At 38.6% G+C, this 16,384-nt stretch carries 13 protein-coding genes; 5 read left to right on the forward strand and 8 right to left on the reverse strand.

Annotated elements, in window-relative coordinates; all coding sequences use genetic code 11:
• Nucleotides 1-118: 118 nt before the first annotated feature.
• From ACH8JV_RS00345 to ACH8JV_RS00375, 7 genes are all read right to left on the reverse strand, one after another.
• On the reverse strand, nt 119-1,453 hold the full coding sequence (locus ACH8JV_RS00345; RefSeq protein WP_396519112.1) for a M20 family metallopeptidase: 1,335 nt from the start codon (nt 1,451-1,453) through the stop codon (nt 119-121).
• A gap of 204 nt (nt 1,454-1,657) precedes the next feature.
• Nucleotides 1,658-2,662, reverse strand: coding sequence for a Holliday junction branch migration DNA helicase RuvB (gene ruvB, locus ACH8JV_RS00350; protein WP_002052424.1), 1,005 nt, complete (start codon nt 2,660-2,662; stop codon nt 1,658-1,660).
• 8 nt (nt 2,663-2,670) lie between these two features.
• Complete coding sequence (gene ruvA, locus ACH8JV_RS00355; protein ID WP_005067777.1) at nt 2,671-3,270, reverse strand: Holliday junction branch migration protein RuvA; 600 nt, start codon at nt 3,268-3,270, stop codon at nt 2,671-2,673.
• 33 nt (nt 3,271-3,303) lie between these two features.
• On the reverse strand, nt 3,304-3,537 hold the full coding sequence (locus tag ACH8JV_RS00360; RefSeq protein WP_191012008.1) for a hypothetical protein: 234 nt from the start codon (nt 3,535-3,537) through the stop codon (nt 3,304-3,306).
• Nucleotides 3,538-3,599: 62 nt separating this feature from the next.
• Entirely contained in the window at nt 3,600-4,475 is an 876-nt protein-coding gene (locus ACH8JV_RS00365) for a hypothetical protein (protein WP_191012007.1), read from the reverse strand.
• Between the two features lie 92 nt (nt 4,476-4,567).
• Nucleotides 4,568-5,908, reverse strand: a complete 1,341-nt coding sequence (locus ACH8JV_RS00370) for a deoxyguanosinetriphosphate triphosphohydrolase (protein ID WP_396519115.1) — start codon at nt 5,906-5,908, stop codon at nt 4,568-4,570.
• Between the two features lie 307 nt (nt 5,909-6,215).
• The gene (locus ACH8JV_RS00375; RefSeq protein WP_396519117.1) at nt 6,216-8,516 is read right to left on the reverse strand and encodes a hypothetical protein; all 2,301 of its coding nucleotides are present in this window, start codon (nt 8,514-8,516) and stop codon (nt 6,216-6,218) included.
• A gap of 573 nt (nt 8,517-9,089) precedes the next feature.
• Between ACH8JV_RS00375 and purL the strand changes: the two genes are divergently transcribed.
• From purL to ACH8JV_RS00400, 5 genes are all read left to right on the forward strand, one after another.
• Complete coding sequence (gene purL, locus ACH8JV_RS00380; RefSeq protein ID WP_396519119.1) at nt 9,090-12,923, forward strand: phosphoribosylformylglycinamidine synthase; 3,834 nt, start codon at nt 9,090-9,092, stop codon at nt 12,921-12,923.
• Nucleotides 12,924-13,005: 82 nt separating this feature from the next.
• A complete protein-coding gene (locus ACH8JV_RS00385; protein ID WP_396519121.1) occupies nt 13,006-14,205 on the forward strand; it encodes a multidrug effflux MFS transporter in 1,200 nt (399 codons plus the stop codon).
• A 105-nt stretch (nt 14,206-14,310) separates the two neighbouring features.
• Nucleotides 14,311-14,973 carry a hypothetical protein gene (locus ACH8JV_RS00390; RefSeq protein ID WP_396519123.1) on the forward strand — a complete coding sequence of 221 codons (663 nt, stop codon included), beginning with the start codon at nt 14,311-14,313 and terminating at the stop codon, nt 14,971-14,973.
• A gap of 60 nt (nt 14,974-15,033) precedes the next feature.
• Nucleotides 15,034-15,159: a KGW motif small protein gene (locus tag ACH8JV_RS00395; RefSeq protein ID WP_348884601.1), complete on the forward strand. Its 126-nt coding sequence runs from the start codon at nt 15,034-15,036 to the stop codon at nt 15,157-15,159.
• A gap of 68 nt (nt 15,160-15,227) precedes the next feature.
• The gene (locus ACH8JV_RS00400; protein ID WP_311069429.1) at nt 15,228-15,542 is read left to right on the forward strand and encodes an NGG1p interacting factor NIF3; all 315 of its coding nucleotides are present in this window, start codon (nt 15,228-15,230) and stop codon (nt 15,540-15,542) included.
• On the opposite strand, the gene ACH8JV_RS00405 is transcribed toward ACH8JV_RS00400, so the two are convergent.
• Nucleotides 15,535-16,335 carry an enoyl-CoA hydratase-related protein gene (locus ACH8JV_RS00405; RefSeq protein ID WP_396519125.1) on the reverse strand — a complete coding sequence of 267 codons (801 nt, stop codon included), beginning with the start codon at nt 16,333-16,335 and terminating at the stop codon, nt 15,535-15,537. The two genes, ACH8JV_RS00400 and ACH8JV_RS00405, sit on opposite strands and share 8 nt — an antisense overlap.
• Nucleotides 16,336-16,384: the final 49 nt, after the last annotated feature.

The raw sequence follows: 16,384 nt of genomic DNA on the forward strand, positions 1-16,384 counted from the left end.
TTTAAATACGGGGCAGTTTAGCAGATTGCATACTAAGTCCTATGGCACAACCTTTCAATTGCGATTGCTCTATTTATAATCTAAAAACGGTACATCTTATGGCTAGCATGCTTTTGAGTTAAGAAGGCTTCCATGAGGTTTGAACTTGTTTTGATATATTCGGATAATCTAATACGAATCTTACATGCAGCTCAGTTCCTGTTTTTAAGGCCTTGTCGTCTACAATAAAATAAGGACTATGATTTGGTGCAGCTTGAGTTAAGTCCTGATTTTCTGGTGTTGTGCCTAAGAAAACAAAGAATGATGGCATTAATTTTCCATAATAGGCAAAATCTTCACTTGCGCTTGCATTATGATCTAAAACATGAAGTTTTGAGTCTCCAACAACCTTGGCTAAAGTTGGCTGAATAAGCTGAGTCAGTGCTTTGTCATTCATGGTCACTGGAGCATAAGGTGCAATTTCAATTTTAGCAGTCACATCATTGGCTTGAGCATCGTGCTCTATCATGACTGGTAAACTTTTTAAAATATTTGCTCGTATTTGTTCGTTATTAGAGCGAATAGTCCCAACCATATTGACCTGTTCAGGGATAACATTTCCTGCTGTACCACCTTGAATATTGCCAATACTCACTACGCCCATGCCTTGGGTAAGGTCGGTTCTCCGGCTAATAAGGCTCTGTAAATTATTAATCATTTGTGCTGATGCATAAATCGGATCTCTACCTAACCAAGGGGTAGAACCATGTACCTGCTTGCCGTTGACCTGAATACGTAAATGGTCTGCACTATTTAAAATAGCGCCATCTTTATAATAAAGGTGGCCACTTTGCATACCAGAGATGACATGTATTCCAAAAATGGCTTCAGGTTTATAGTCTTTAAATGCTCCATCTGCGATCATTTTTCTGGAGCCGATTTGATCACCTTGTGTGAAATTATCTATATCTGCTCCACCTTCTTCAGCAGGTTGAAAAACAAAGACAACTGTACCCGATATTTTATCTTTATTGGCAGCTAGAATTTTTGCTGCACCTAATAACATTGCAGTGTGTGCATCATGTCCACATGCATGCATCACATAGGTTTCTTTACCTTGGTAAATTGCTTTTTGTTTACTCGCAAATGGAACACCACTTTTTTCCTCCATAGGTAGCGCATCCATATCTGCTCTAAGCGCAATAATAGGGCCGGGTTTATTACCTTTTAAAACACCTACAACCCCTGTTTTTGCATAACCTGTTTTGACTTGAATGCCATAAGACTTTAATTCTTTTTGAACAAGTGCAGATGTCTTAACTTCTATATTGCCCAGTTCAGGATTTTGATGAATATGTTGTCTTAATTTAATGACCTGATTTTCATTTTGTTGTGCGGCATCTTTGACCCAATCTGCTAGGCTCAGTTGACTCATGAGGGCTAGTGGAAAAACTAAAGCGGCTTTCTTATACATGTCCTTATCCTAAAACTATTATTGTTCATAAGATTTAATGTCTAGATTTCTTATAATTCAGTTTTTAAAAATATTAAAAAATCAATAAGGTATAAAGAAAGACTTAAAAGGTATAGAGTGGCTAAATTATTGATAAAGCAATTTTTATTTGAGTTAAGAAGAGCAGTTAAATTAAAAAAGGAAGAGAAAATTCTCTTCCTTTGATTAGTTTTTAGGCTCAGGTGGCGTCATGCCAAACTGTAAGTAAGACTGGTTGGTTGCAATGCGGCCTCGTGCAGTACGCATGACATAACCTTGTTGAATTAAATAAGGTTCAATCACATCTTCAAGCGTGCCACTGTCTTCAGCCATAGCTGCTGCAAGCGCTTCAACTCCAGCAGGACCGCCATCAAAACGCTCGAGTAACATGCTCAAATAACGACGGTCTAGAGTATCTAGACCAGCTTTATCAACATTGAGCATATCAAGCGCACGTTGTGCCATTTCATGAGTCACTTCACCTGTACCTTTCACTTGTGCGTAGTCGCGAACACGTCGTAATAAACGATTGGCAATACGCGGTGTACCGCGTGAGCGACGAGCAACTTCTTCTGCACCTTCAACTGTAATGGGCACATCCATAAGGTTTGCAGAGCGTGACACAATATGAGTTAAGTCTTCTACAGAGTAGAACTCAAGACGCTGCACAATACCAAAACGGTCACGTAGAGGGGAGGTGAGTAAGCCGGCACGTGTGGTGGCAGCAACGAGGGTAAAAGGTGGCAAATCGAGTTTAATTGAACGAGCAGCAGGGCCTTCACCAATCATGATATCGAGTTGGTAATCTTCCATTGCCGGATACAGAATTTCTTCAATCACTGGAGAAAGACGGTGAATTTCATCAATAAATAAAACATCACCTTCTTCAAGGTTAGTCAGCATTGCCGCCAAATCACCCGCACGTTCTAAAACAGGCCCTGAAGTGGATTTGAGATTGCCACCCATTTCACGTGCAATGATATTAGCCAGTGTAGTTTTACCTAAACCCGGTGGACCAAAAATCAGTGTGTGGTCGAGTGCTTCACCACGACCACGAGCAGCGCCAATGAAAATTTCCATTTGCTCGCGTACAACTGGCTGTCCAATATAATCGGCAAGTGAAGTTGGTCGAATAGCCCGATCAAAATGATCTTCAGGTTTTTCTGTTCCACTGATTAGACGGTCTTGCATAGGTGTGTTTACTTCATCATTGATTTAAGAGCAGCACGAATAATATCGGCTGATTCAGTGTAATCGGCTTTAACCGCAGCTACAGCTTTTTGTGCTTCAAGTGGCTTATAACCTAAAGATTGCAGCGCAGCTTCTGCTTCTGCAACAGGAGAGTTTGCAGCAAATTGAATTTGAGGCATGGCCGCCGCAGTTGAAGTGCCTTGAGCCAAGGTTTTAAAACGGTCACGAAGTTCAATCATTAAACGTTCAGCTGTTTTTTTACCAACGCCCGGAACTTTGACCAGCGTATTAATATCATCATGTTCAATTGTGTGTACTAGCAATTCAACACTTAAAGTAGAGAGAATACCTAATGCCATTTTCGGACCGACACCATTTACTTTTAATAAGGTGCGGAAAATAGTTTTTTCTTGAGCATCGCTAAAACCGTAGAGCTGCTGTGCATCTTCACGCACAACCAAATGCGTCCATAGCGTAACTTTCTGGCCTTTTTGTAATTGGCAAAATGTTGAAAGTGGCGTATCAATTTCATAGCCCACACCATTTACATTGAGTAAGACAGTAGGGGCTTCTAGGGCAAACACTTCGCCAATTAAACATCCGATCATGAAATTATCTTCTCAAATAAAATGAGTTAAAAATTAGGGTGCAATGTTATGCGCAATGCCTTTCATTGTCATAAACAATTTGTTTGGGTATTGGCCTAATGGCTGAAATCCATATTGTTGATAAAATTCTGCGACACCATCTTTTGCGTCAACAAGAACAAGAGGAAATCCTACTGTGGCACTGGCTTGGTATAAACGATGTAAGGCATCTAATAATAAAATTGCCCCTAAACCTTGTTTCTGAAAGTAAAGGTTATGATGTGCCATTGTGGCACATCATAACCAAAAGATAAATTAAGTCGTGAGATGATATATGTAGAGAAACATACTCAAATAAAAGAAAAAGTTTCAGTTTCCCAGCCTAAGAAATCTTCCCAGGTTTTTGTAACTTTATTCTGAGAATTTCCCTGAGTGATGACTTGATAATCGAATTTTTTAGCATTTTCCTGTGCAAAAATAATGATTGAATTTTGAGAACTTGAATCTTTAATTTCAAATTTTCCTGAAATAGGAAAATGAACATCCATTGTAAAAGGCTGTTCTTGATTATTAAAAGTCACTTCATAAGTGCCAATGGGACTATTTTTAACATGAAGTTTTCCTTTAGTCGATAACCACTTTATTTTATTTTCATCCTGATCTAATGTGATGTAATTTGCTGATTCAAAATCAGTTAAGGTATAGACAATAGTTGCAAAGCGATTTTCTCTGGTTTGAGAATAAACCACCAATTGATCTGTTTTATGTACAAATCTAATTTGGCTTGCTTGTTGTGCTGTAATTAAACGTTGACTGGTATGTGGTCGTACTGTAGTGGTGGTTATTCGTCCCATCCATGTTGTCTTATTACCTTCAATATATTCATTACCTTGTAGATATTGGATGCTTAGATTTAACTCAAGAGTTGATAGGCTGATATTTAAATTCTCCCTAATTATTGGTTCTGCTGGAATAATTTTAATATAACCATGTATCATTGCCTCTACTCCACCAAAATGATCCAGTTTACAGTTCTCAAATATAAAGCCATTCTTTTTTTGAGTAAAAGTACCTGATATTGGCGAGTTTTGTTGACAAAATTGAATTGCTCTTTCAGCAGCAGAGCGTGCTTGACCGACTAAAGAATCATCTGAATTGTCGATGGCAAGATTTAATGGTGCAGATAAAATTTCGTGGATAGTTTTATCATTGTTCCAGTTAAGCATTTAGTTGTTCTACCTATATGATATTTAAGATTTTATAGTCAAATATTTTATATTCTTGCCTATTTTTGTACAAGACTCTTAAATTGATTCATTTAAAAAAATCCTATTTTATTACCTTGTAGCTCTTGCGCCAAGCTATAAGCCTGATGATCTGAAAACTTACTAATAATATCGAGTACCTGCATGATATTACTGTAGTGGTTATTGCTAAAGCGGGCACCGTACAAATGAAGGATCGACATTAAACGTTGTTCTTTAAAGCTTAAAGATTTATGCGGCATGGTTAATGGTACAAATGCGTCAAGAATAGTTTGCAAACTTTGATGTGCAATAATTTCTAAACCAGACTTTTGTGGGTGCTCAAAGATTTTTTCACGCGCCAGATTTTTGGCTGTTTCAATCCCTTTAGCAATGTCTGGTGAGCAATATTGTAAAAGGCTACCTTGCAGCTGACCTGTAATAATTTCATACTGATGCTTGGCAAAAGCTGTTGTGACTTCATCGACCAAACGTTTCATAACACGGCCACGTAATGCCGAGATTTTTTGTTGCCATGTACTGCTCGGCTGTGACAACTCTTCAGGTTGACCATAATCTGCAATTAAGTTGAGGAAAATCGGTTCAACTTCTTGATAGTGGAGCATATTTAAAATAATGCCATCTTCTAAATCAATGAGGGCATAACAAATATCATCTGCTGCTTCTAATAAATAGGTGAGTGGATGCCGGCAGTAGTGATATTCACCTAATTGGATGAGACCAAGCTGTTCAGCAATTTGCTTTAAAATTTCTTTTTCAGACTGATAACAACCAAATTTCGCCCGTTGGTGAGAGGGACGATCGCCTTGGGAAGCAATTGTTTTTGAAAGCCAAGGATACTTTAAATATGCGCCTAGGGTCGCGTAAGTTAAACGCATGCCTCCATCATCTGGATGATAGTCAATACGGGTTAATAGGCGTAAACCTTGAGCATTACCTTCAAACTGACGAACATCGGCTTCTTCTTCGGGCGTTAATTTTTTTAGAAAATCATTATGTGATGCATCGTCAAACCATTCACGAATTGCATATTCACCTGCATGCCCGAAAGGAGGATTACCAATGTCATGCGCAAGGCAGGCTGCTTGAATAATTGCGCCGACATCGGCAGGAGAAATCCAAACGGGCAATTCATCTTTTATTTTTTCGGCTGCCAGCATACCCATGGAACGGCCAATACAGGAAACCTCAAGGGAGTGAGTTAAACGGGTATGGATACCGTCATGCTGTGCTAAAGGGTGAACTTGAGTTTTACGGTTTAACTGACGAAAACTTTGTGAAAATATAATGCGGTCATAATCTTTATGAAATGGGCTTCGAGCCAGCTCTGTACTGCTTTTTTTACTACCTAAACGAACTGCAGATAGCAGTTCTAACCAACGCATTTGTTCCATTTATCATTATTCAAAACTATAAAGCCTGATCATGCCAAAAAAATGCTAAAAGCACTAGCTTGGTGCGACATAGTTTGTCTTAGCTTGTTCCTATATTATTTGTTCTATTCAGCTGAGTTCGGTACTAAAATTACTATGACACATAAATAGGTTTTCTTTTGTAGATCTAAGATTATGAAAGGAATTTTCTCTAAATTTACTCAGGATAAATTGGAGTAATACAAAGGTGAGTATAGGGATATCTGGCTTATTCATAGATTGCACAAACGTTATAAATAAGCCGGATTGGATCAACTTTTTTTTGATATTAGAAAAATCTGGAGAAGAACCCGGGTTTTTTCCATGACTTTTTGTATTCGGCGGCTATAGGGGTATGGTCGCTAAATGACAGGATGTGATCTAGATGTTGGTGCGCCTGTTTGATCTGACCGCTGTTGTAGTATGCTTCAGCTTCGAGCAGATAGATTTTTTCCATGATGTCATCATAGTCCCATGCTTGCTCTTCATAAATTGTTCGGGACTGTTCCGCCAGCTGATGTACCATTGCAAAATCACCTAGCTTGAGAAAGCTTTGTATGAGGTATTGGTTGAGCGTCGGAAAATTATCCGGATCAAATTCCTGCTCTATTCTGGCTGCATGGTGTTGATAAAACTGGATCGCTTGCTCGTGTTGTTCAAGTAAGCAGTGACTTTTTATGAGCAGATAAATCGCTTTGTCCCAGTCTTGTGGTGCGATCATAAAATTGCGCTTTATCTCTAAATAGCGATAAGCATATTGGTTTACCTTTTCATAATCCTCTAATTCATTATAGACCTGCATTAAGACATAATAAGGCTGTGAGGCTAATGGATAACGTGCAGTGACACTTTCATAATAGTCTTTGCGGATCAATGCATCCTGATTTTCATAGAGTTCATAAATTAGCCTCTCTACTGCACCCTCTGCAACATGAAGATTACGATAGTCTTGATCATTCATGTGCTGTGTTTTCGCATAATGATCATAGAGCCGGAATAATACTTTTTCGGCCTCTTGCTGAATATTGTTGAGTCGGCCCAATTTTGCCTTACAGGCCACCTGCTCAGCTACTCGAACCTGATGTTCAATAAACGGCACACAGCTTTCATCATATTTTTCAAAATATTCTGTTAAGGCCAGTTCCATCTGCGGGTAATCTTCAGAATATTGATAAGCCCAGATCCGGTTAAAATGTAACTCCATAAATTCAGAATACTGTAACCCTTCTGTTGCAATCTGTGCTGCCTGATCATAGTGTTCCGTATTCAGCAACTGAATGGCATAGTTGTTACAGCACATGGCAAAAACGTGATAGTCCCCGTAGAAATCGCTCTGATACTGATTATGCTCATAATATTGTTTAAAGGCGTGATAAGACTGACGGTAAACTTCACAGTTTAAGTGGTGAAAGTAAGTCGTAGTTTCCTCATCGAACTGATAATTCTCCTGATAAAACTCGTTCAGACTCACCCCTGTAGCATATAGGTCTCTGGGGAGGGCCTTGCTGAATACAGGTACTTCCAGATGGATCGGTTGTTGAGCCAGATATTTCGATTTCACCCATCTACGCCAGGTCACTACATCCGGTTCTAAGGCCTGAGCTTTTTCCAGATAAGTGAGTGCTTGCTGATATTGTTCGTTTTCATACAGATAAGTTCCAGCAAAATGGAAGGCAGCAGCTTCATCCGGATATTTTTCAATGGTGCTTAGACAGCGTTGATAGTAGGAGGATTTGGTTTTATTGAGTTGTTCATAATAGTTCCGCTCAATAATAATCTGGTAATAGCGCACTTCAGGGTGGTTATAACCATTTTTAATCATTTCTTCAAAGCGGTGATACCAGCGGACTAATCCGGCCGGAACTTCGGGTTGGTAGTTTAATCCTTTGATCAGTTTTAATAGTATTTTTTGTGCCAGGGTAATTTCCTGATGCTCATACGCAATTTCTGCCAAATGCAAATATTCGGTTTCATCTTCAACAGACAACAGATCGAGACCGTTTTCGATGTGCATGATTAAGTCAGGATGTTGTTGAGTCTCAAGGAAATACACTTTGTCGAGCCAGAGCTGGGAAACCATGATATCGCGCAGTTCACGGTTATGGGCATACCGCTGTTGATACAGTTCGGTATATTCGGCATGATATTTCAAGAAGTCATTTACCTGATGCTGTTGCTTGGCAAGTAACAGATAAAAACGCAGGGCTGCTTCTTTTTCATTTTCCTGCTGATAAAGTTGCTGGATCAGTTTTTTATATTCATCAGCACTTCCATGATTAAGTAATGAAAGATGTTGAGAGGTACTGTCTAGAGATGTTTCATAGTCAAAAAGATAGTCAAGCAATGTCCTGATGACAGTAGCATTATTATTTTGGTTTATAATTTTCTTGAGGTTGGGGAAAATCTTATCTTTTAAGACAATATGGATCTGTTGATGTCTTTGAGCCGCGGCTTGCTGGTAATAGGCTTTTGAAATCAAGTAGAGGATATCAAGGTCACTGGGATGATCTGTTAAATATTCTTTAGCAGTTTCAATACATTGGTGAATTTTATTTTGTTCAAGCAGTTGCTCAATTATTTGCTTATTCATTTAAGCTCTCTAGGCCAATCTAAGTTATTAGGAAGACAGGTCTGTATTATATGTTTTTTCAGGTAAATTAATATCAAAGTATTGATAAGTTTAAACTCATTACAAAAACAGGACCAGAAAAGCTAAAACCTACAACCTAACATCAACATGATAAGAAAGGTGAATCGGATGCAAAACGATTAACCAATCCTATACTCTTGAGTCTTTGATATCATGAACTTTGCTATAAAACTGTTCAAAGTGAAAACTTTATATTGATTGATTAGAGGCAACCATATTTTCTGGAGAATGATTAAAGTGGGTTGTAGTGAGTAAGGCTTTCATACCATCCCAATAGTGTGAGAAAAGTAAACTTAGATTGAGCAAATACATTACGTTGTACAGTAAATGAATTGTTACGAATAAAGTAAAATAGAGAAAGCTATAACAAATTAAGCGATTCACAGTAGAAAACTCTGATTTTTAAGATGGATATGGCTAGCTGAACAGCTCCTTTCGCAGTAGAATATGCGCTCTCTCTAAAGTCACATTGCGGTAAGGTTCACAAGACCTGCCCGTGGAGCCAAAATCAACATGTTTATCGTGGCCGGTGCAGCAGCACATTCTTCTTTTAAGAAAGCTCAACTATTAACACGTTTATCGTCAATTAGTTCTGTTCAATCTTTTGACAGCCAATGGGTCTATTTGTTTGATCAAGCGCTCAACGAGCAGCAACATCAATCTGCTTTGCAATTATTAAATGACGGTGAGTCTTTTGAACTTCGTCAACCTGCAAGTGATGAGATTCAGATTTTAGTAACACCACGTGTGGGTACTATTTCACCTTGGTCTTCTAAAGCAACTGATATTTTCAAGAACTGTAATACACCAGTTCACCGTTTAGAACGTGGTCTTTTATTTACGTTAAAAGGTGTTTCTGAAATTTCTAATGAAGTAAAACAAGTACTTCATGACCGTATGACAGAAACTGTTTTTGCTCAAATTGATGATGCAAAAGCGCTCTTTTCAGAAACAGCTCCAAAACCTTTAAACTCAATTGATATCTTGGGTGAAGGTAAAGAAGCATTAGTAAAAGCCAACAACGAATTTGGTTTTGCTTTATCTGAACAAGAAATTGATTATTTAACCGAAGCGTTCACTCGACTTGGCCGTAACCCAAATGACATCGAGTTAATGATGTTTGCACAAGCAAATTCTGAACACTGTCGTCATAAAATCTTCGGTTCTGAATGGACAATTGATGGTGAAAAACAACCATTATCATTGTTCCAAATGATTAAAAATACTTATAAAGAATCACCAACTGACGTGTTATCAGCATATAAAGATAACGCTTCTGTAATTGTTGGTTATGACACTATGCGTTTTTATCCAAAAGCAGATGAAAATGGTCATTTTGTCTATAAATATAAGAGCCAAGCTGCTCATATTTTAATGAAGGTTGAAACTCACAACCATCCAACAGCAATTTCTCCATTTGCTGGTGCTGCAACTGGTTCAGGCGGTGAAATCCGTGATGAAGGTGCAACTGGTCGTGGTGGTAAACCAAAAGCTGGTTTAACAGGCTTTACAGTTTCTAACTTAAATATTCCTGGTTTTGAACAACCTTGGGAAGAAAACTACGGTAAACCTTCACGTATGGCATCGCCATTACAAATTATGATTGAAGGTCCATTAGGTGGCGCGGCATTTAACAACGAATTCGGTCGTCCTGCATTAAATGGTTATTTCCGTACTTTCGAACAAAACGTAAATGGTGAAGTGAAGGGCTTTCATAAGCCAATCATGATCGCTGGTGGTTACGGTAACATTCGTCCTGACCATGTAGAAAAAGATGCGATTCAACCAGGTGACTTGCTCATTGTATTGGGTGGCCCTGCAATGTTAATCGGCCTTGGTGGCGGTGCAGCATCTTCTGTAGACAGCGGTACAATGGGTGAAAGCCTTGATTTCGCATCTGTACAACGTGAAAACCCAGAAATGGAACGCCGTTGTCAAGAAGTGATCGATACATGCTGGCGCTTAGAAGACTTCAACCCAATCGTTTCTGTACACGACGTTGGTGCGGGTGGTTTATCAAACGCTATGCCTGAACTTGTAAACGACCACGAGTTAGGTGCAGTTCTTAATCTTCGTAAGATTCCTTCATTAGAACCGGGCATGAGCCCAATGGAAATCTGGTCAAACGAAGCACAAGAACGTTATGTTCTTGCAATTCGTCCAGAGTCTTTAGAACAGTTCGAAGCAATCTGTGCACGTGAACGTTGCCCATTTGCCGTTTTGGGTGAAGCAACAGAAGCACGTCATTTAACTGTTGAAGATCCATTGTTCCAAAACAATGCAGTTGATATCCCAATGCAAGTAATGCTTGGTGGTACACCGCGTATGCAACGTTCATATGAAACAATTGAGCGTAAAGGTAACGAGTTTGATGCTTCAAAAGTTGATTTGAAAGATGCGATTTTCCGTGTATTGAAAAATCCAACAGTTGCATCTAAGTCATTCTTGATCACTATTGGTGACCGCTCAATTACTGGTATGGTTGCGCGTGACCAAATGGTTGGTCGTTGGCAGATTCCTGTTGCGGATGCAGCAGTAACAACTACAAGCCTACAAGGCTTCACTGGTGAAGCAATGGCAATGGGTGAGCGTCCACCAGTTGCATTGTTAAATCCAGCAGCGTCTGCTCGTTTGGCAGTTGCTGAAGCAATTACTAATATTGCATGTGCAAACATTGAGCAAATTAGCGATATCAAACTTTCTGCAAACTGGATGGCTGCTGCTGGTCAAAAAGGTGAAGACCAAGCATTGTTTGAAGGTGTGAAAGCGATTGGTATGGAAATGTGTCCTGCTTTAGGAATTGCGATTCCTGTAGGTAAAGACTCACTTTCAATGCGTACCACTTGGAACGATAACGGCGAAGATAAAGCTGTAACATCTCCAATGACTGGTGTAATTACTGCATTTGCTCCTGTAGCTGATGTTCGTAAGACTTTAACACCTGAACTTAAGGATTTAGAAGATTCAGTACTTGTACGCATTGATTTATCTAAAGGTCAGTTCCGTTTAGGTGGTTCGATTCTTGCTCAAGTATATAAAGCAATGGGTTCAATCACTCCAGATATTGATAGTTTTGATGATTTCAAAGCGTTCTTTGCTTTAATTCAAGACTGGAATAACCGTGGCTTGATTCAAGCTTACCATGACATCGGTGATGGTGGTTTACTCGCAACTGTAGCTGAAATGATGTTTGCTTCACGTTTAGGTGTGGCATTAGAAAACCAAACTACTGCGGGCTTATTTGCAGAAGAAATTGGTGCAGTTGTTCAAATCAAAGCAGCTGATTGGAAAGCTTTACAAGCAGAAGTTGCTGTGTCTAGCTTGAAAGATGCAATTGCTGTAGTTGGTCGCGTAAATAACACTGATCAATTATCTGTAAACGGTTTGACTTTAGAGCGTGCAGAGTTACAACAGGCTTGGTCTGAAGTCTCTCATCAGATCCAACGTTTACGTGATAACGTTGAAACTGCTGATCAAGAATTTGCTTTAATTACTGATAAATCACATCAAGGTTTAATTGCAAAACCTACATTTGATTTAAATGAACCTATTGAAGCGCCGTTTATTAATAGCCGTCGTCCTAATATGGCAATCTTGCGTGAGCAGGGTGTAAACGGTCATATTGAAATGGCAGCAGCTTTCGACAAAGTTGGCTTTAATACGATTGATGTACATATGAGCGATTTACTTGCTGGTCGTGTAAGCCTAAGTGATTTCGAAGGTTTAGTGACTTGTGGTGGTTTCTCTTACGGTGACGTAATGGGTGCAGGCGGTGGCTGGGCAAAATCAGTTCTGTTCAATGCGAAGTTACGTGATCAGTTTGAACAATTCTTCCACCGTGAAGGTACGTTTAGTTTAGGTATCTGTAATGGTTGCCAAATGTTGTCACAATTAGCACCGCTTATTCCGGGTGCTGAACACTGGCCACGTTTCCACCGCAATATGTCAGAAGTTTTTGAAGCGCGTAGCGTAAACGTTCGTGTTGAAAAATCTGTTTCTGTATTACTTGATGGTATGGAAGGTTCGATTTTACCAATTGCTGTTGCACATGGTGAAGGTCGTGCAGTTGCGAGTGAAGCTAACATAGCAAGCTTGAATGCAGCTAACCAAGTTGCATTGCGTTATGTTGACAGCCACGGTAACCCAACTCAACATTATCCATTGAACCCGAACGGTTCACCAGAAGCGATTACTGGTGTAACGTCTAAAGATGGTCGTGCAACAATTATGATGCCGCATCCAGAGCGTACTTTCCGCGCAATTCAACACTCTTGGAGTCCAGAAGAGTGGACTGAAGATGGTGCATGGTTACGTATGTTCCGTAACGCACGTAAGTTTATTGGATAATATAAAAATTGAAATAAGCCACCGAAAGGTGGCTTATTTGTATGTAGTACAATCCAAATAGAATAAATAGTAGAGAAGAAAAATGAAATCAAAAATCCATTTCCGTGAGTTTGCACTTCTGATGGCATTACTCATGTCTATTGTTTCTTTTTCAATAGATGCAGTTTTACCTGCTTTAGGTGAGATTGGACGAGTTTTTGACTTAAAGAATAATAATCAGACACAGTGGGTCATTATTGGTATTTTTTCTGGTATGACGATAGGGCAACTCATTGCTGGACCTCTATCTGATGCGATTGGACGTAAACGCATTTTATTTGCTGGGATCATCATTTACTTTTTGGGAAGTTTATTGTGCTTTACCACACAAAGTTTTGAATGGTTTTTAGTAGGGCGCTTTATTCAAGGTATTGGCGTTTCAGGGCCTTACGTCGCATCTATTTCGATTGTACGAGATAAATACAGCGGCGCTCAAATGGCCCGTATTATGTCCTTAATTATGATGGTGTTTATGGTTGCGCCAGCGATTGCACCAAGTCTGGGACAGCTTATTATTCATTTCTTTGGTTGGCGTGATATTTTTGTTTTATATATGGTCTACGCCACAGTTGTTGGGGCATGGGTCGCTTTACGATTAGAAGAGACGCTACTTCCTGAAAACCGTTTACCTATGCGTTTACAAGCATTTCAAGAGGGCTTTAAAGAAGTCGTAAGTAATAAAACTACCATGAGCTATTTGCTATGTGCAGGCTTTTGCTTTGGTGGATTTATCGGTTATTTAGGAACTTCTCAACAAATTTTTATGCAGCAATTTGGTAAAACAGGGCAAGAATTTAGTGCTTACTTTGCTGTGCTTGCGGGTGTGATGGGAATTGCTTCATTTACCAACTCTAAAATTGTGATGAAGTTTGGTATGCGTCCAATTTGTATTTATGGCTTTCTAGGTTTGTGCTTAATTTCTTTGGTTTTCTTAGGAATTCAACTTTTAGGCGTGGCTGTGTCATTCTGGATGTTTATGCTTTATGCCTGCATTTTATTTTTATTATTTGGAACTTTATTTGGTAATTTAAACGCGATTGCAATGGAGCCAATGGGGCATGTTGCTGGTATGGCTTCGGCCATTATTGGTGCAGCTTCGTCTGTATTATCACTTATTCTAGCCTCTATTATTGGGCAGTTATATAACGGTACATTGATTCCAATGACTTGCGGCTTCGTCATTTTATGTGGTTTAGCATTTATGATGACCGTATATGAGAATAGAATCATAAAATTTTCATAGAGTTTATAAAACTAAGCATAAATCTATAAGGGAAATTACTTTTAGAAATTCAAATTTTGAGTTACTAGCTTAAAAGTTATTATGACTATCTATTTCAGGGGAGCTATGATGAAAATTTTTTTATCAATAATTATTGGTGCTTTGATAACAGCTTTAGGTATTTTTTTTCTATACAACGGAAAATTAAACGGTCCAGAGTCTGTTGTTCTGATTTTGGGAGGAGTGTTAATAGGATTAATTATCTATTTTTCTTCTGAAGTGCAAGAGTTCTCTATTGCTGGAAATGCTGTTAAGTTAAAAGAATTAAGAAGTGAAGCGATTAAAACAATTGATGAGCTTGCTAGAGCAAGAACAGAAACATTTCGCTTAATGTTGGTCCAAGTATTAAAGTTAGGAGGGGGCTTTGGGAGCTCATCGAAAGTAGAGGAAAGAGTTAAAGATTTTCTCAATATTTATGAGATTATTATTAAATTTGGATGCGTAGAGGATTTGAATGATGATATTAAGAAAGCTTTACAAGTATTAATAGTATCTCAATATAATAATTTGGGTTTCATTCATAAATCTGCTTCAAAAAAACCGAAAGATTGCTTAGATGACTTATGGCAGCCGCAAGATTTATATATACAATTGAAAGATCAAATGATTGATGAGTTGTGTAATAGAACTAGTCCAAAGCCTGATTTTCTTAAAGTAAAAACAGATGTCATTAATGCTATTGATGCTTATAAAGAGTTATATTTAATTCACAAAAAGTTAAAACCTTAGAAGTTTTAACTGGCTCAATTTTTGCTTTCTCTGTAACAACGATAAAAATTGGAGATCAAAATGATGAAAAACAAAAATCACATAAGAGCGATGTATACAAAGGACAGAGGCTGGCGCTTATTTGGCTTAGCACTTGCTATTCAAATTCTTTTTATTGGAGCAAACTATTTGGCCATCATAAGCTGACTTTGATTTAGAAGCTTTTTTAACGGTATGATTTAAAGCAAGTTCAATATTTTTGAGTCATTCCACTCATGTTAAAGTTGATTTATTACGTACCTGAGTCACATCTTGAGTCGACTAAACAGTCCATATTTACTGCTGGAGCAGGTGGTATAGGTAACTATGAACACTGCGCATGGCAAGTCAAAGGGATAGGGCAGTTTAAACCAGTCAAAGGTGCTGATCCTTATATTGGAGAGTTGGGAGAACTCGAACAAGTTGAAGAATGGCGCGTTGAAACAATTGTACTTGAAGAAAAGGCAAGTGAGGTTGCGAAAGCATTAAAGGCAAGCCATCCCTACGAAGAGCCTGCCTTTGAATTTATCCAAATTTTGGATATTAGTTAAATTGTGAGAAATCTGGTTTACGTTTTTGCATAAATGCTTGTACAGCTTCTAGCATTTCAGGTGATTGAACGCGTTGCATAAAAATTTCAGCTTCATGATCAATACATGCAATGATCTTATCTAGATCATGCTTCATCAATGCTTTTGTTTGTTTTAACGAAGCAAGTGGTAATGCTGTTAAGTGTTGAGCAGTTGCCTGAGCAGATGTGTAAGAATCTTCAACGACTTCATTCACTAAACCAGCTTGTGTTGCCGTTTCTGCATTAAATTTTTTCGCAGTAAACAGTAATTCAGCTGCTTTGTGATAGCCGGCTTGTTTAACCAATAATTGACTTGCACCACCTTCTGGAGAAAGGCCAAGACTTACAAATGGAATTTGGAATAGGGCCGTGTTGTCAGCAAAAACTAAGTCTGCATGTAATAAAATCGTAACGCCAATTCCAATTGCCACACCTTTTACTGCAATAAGAAGTGGTTTTGTTAATTTAGCAGCTGCTTTAAGTAGAACGAATGGCGGAACTTCTCCAGCTGGCCCCATGTTCGGATTTTGTACAAAACCCATAAAATCTTTCATGTCATTGCCAGCGGTAAAATCTTGCTCGACACCACGTAGAATGACTACTCGAACATCTTTATTAAGGTCGGCTTCATTCAGTGCTTTGGCAATCCATAAATAAAGTTCGCCATAGAGTGCATTTTTTGCATCTGGGCGATTTATGGCTAAGGTGAGTACGCCACCTTCTAAATTTGCATTTAAATGTTGATGAGGTTGTTGAATACAGCTAAGTGTCATCGTACTATCCTTGCTTTAAACCACGTTGTTAATTTTTAGGTTCTCATTA

Source organism: Acinetobacter sp. ABJ_C5_2 (assembly GCF_044538485.1).
Taxonomy (GTDB): domain Bacteria; phylum Pseudomonadota; class Gammaproteobacteria; order Pseudomonadales; family Moraxellaceae; genus Acinetobacter; species Acinetobacter nosocomialis_A.

Excerpts from the sequence above, each read along its gene's own strand:
- ACH8JV_RS00345 (WP_396519112.1), bottom strand. The coding sequence starts at position 1,453 with ATGTATAAGAAAGCCGCTTTAGTTTTTCCACTAGCCCTCATGAGTCAA.
- purL (WP_396519119.1), top strand. The coding sequence starts at position 9,090 with ATGTTTATCGTGGCCGGTGCAGCAGCACATTCTTCTTTTAAGAAAGCT.
- ACH8JV_RS00365 (WP_191012007.1), bottom strand. The coding sequence starts at position 4,475 with ATGCTTAACTGGAACAATGATAAAACTATCCACGAAATTTTATCTGCA.
- ruvA (WP_005067777.1), bottom strand. The coding sequence starts at position 3,270 with ATGATCGGATGTTTAATTGGCGAAGTGTTTGCCCTAGAAGCCCCTACT.
- ruvB (WP_002052424.1), bottom strand. The coding sequence starts at position 2,662 with ATGCAAGACCGTCTAATCAGTGGAACAGAAAAACCTGAAGATCATTTT.
- ACH8JV_RS00385 (WP_396519121.1), top strand. The coding sequence starts at position 13,006 with ATGAAATCAAAAATCCATTTCCGTGAGTTTGCACTTCTGATGGCATTA.
- ACH8JV_RS00360 (WP_191012008.1), bottom strand. The coding sequence starts at position 3,537 with ATGGCACATCATAACCTTTACTTTCAGAAACAAGGTTTAGGGGCAATT.
- ACH8JV_RS00395 (WP_348884601.1), top strand. The coding sequence starts at position 15,034 with ATGATGAAAAACAAAAATCACATAAGAGCGATGTATACAAAGGACAGA.
- ACH8JV_RS00370 (WP_396519115.1), bottom strand. The coding sequence starts at position 5,908 with ATGGAACAAATGCGTTGGTTAGAACTGCTATCTGCAGTTCGTTTAGGT.
- ACH8JV_RS00390 (WP_396519123.1), top strand. The coding sequence starts at position 14,311 with ATGATGAAAATTTTTTTATCAATAATTATTGGTGCTTTGATAACAGCT.
- ACH8JV_RS00375 (WP_396519117.1), bottom strand. The coding sequence starts at position 8,516 with ATGAATAAGCAAATAATTGAGCAACTGCTTGAACAAAATAAAATTCAC.
- ACH8JV_RS00400 (WP_311069429.1), top strand. The coding sequence starts at position 15,228 with ATGTTAAAGTTGATTTATTACGTACCTGAGTCACATCTTGAGTCGACT.
- ACH8JV_RS00405 (WP_396519125.1), bottom strand. The coding sequence starts at position 16,335 with ATGACACTTAGCTGTATTCAACAACCTCATCAACATTTAAATGCAAAT.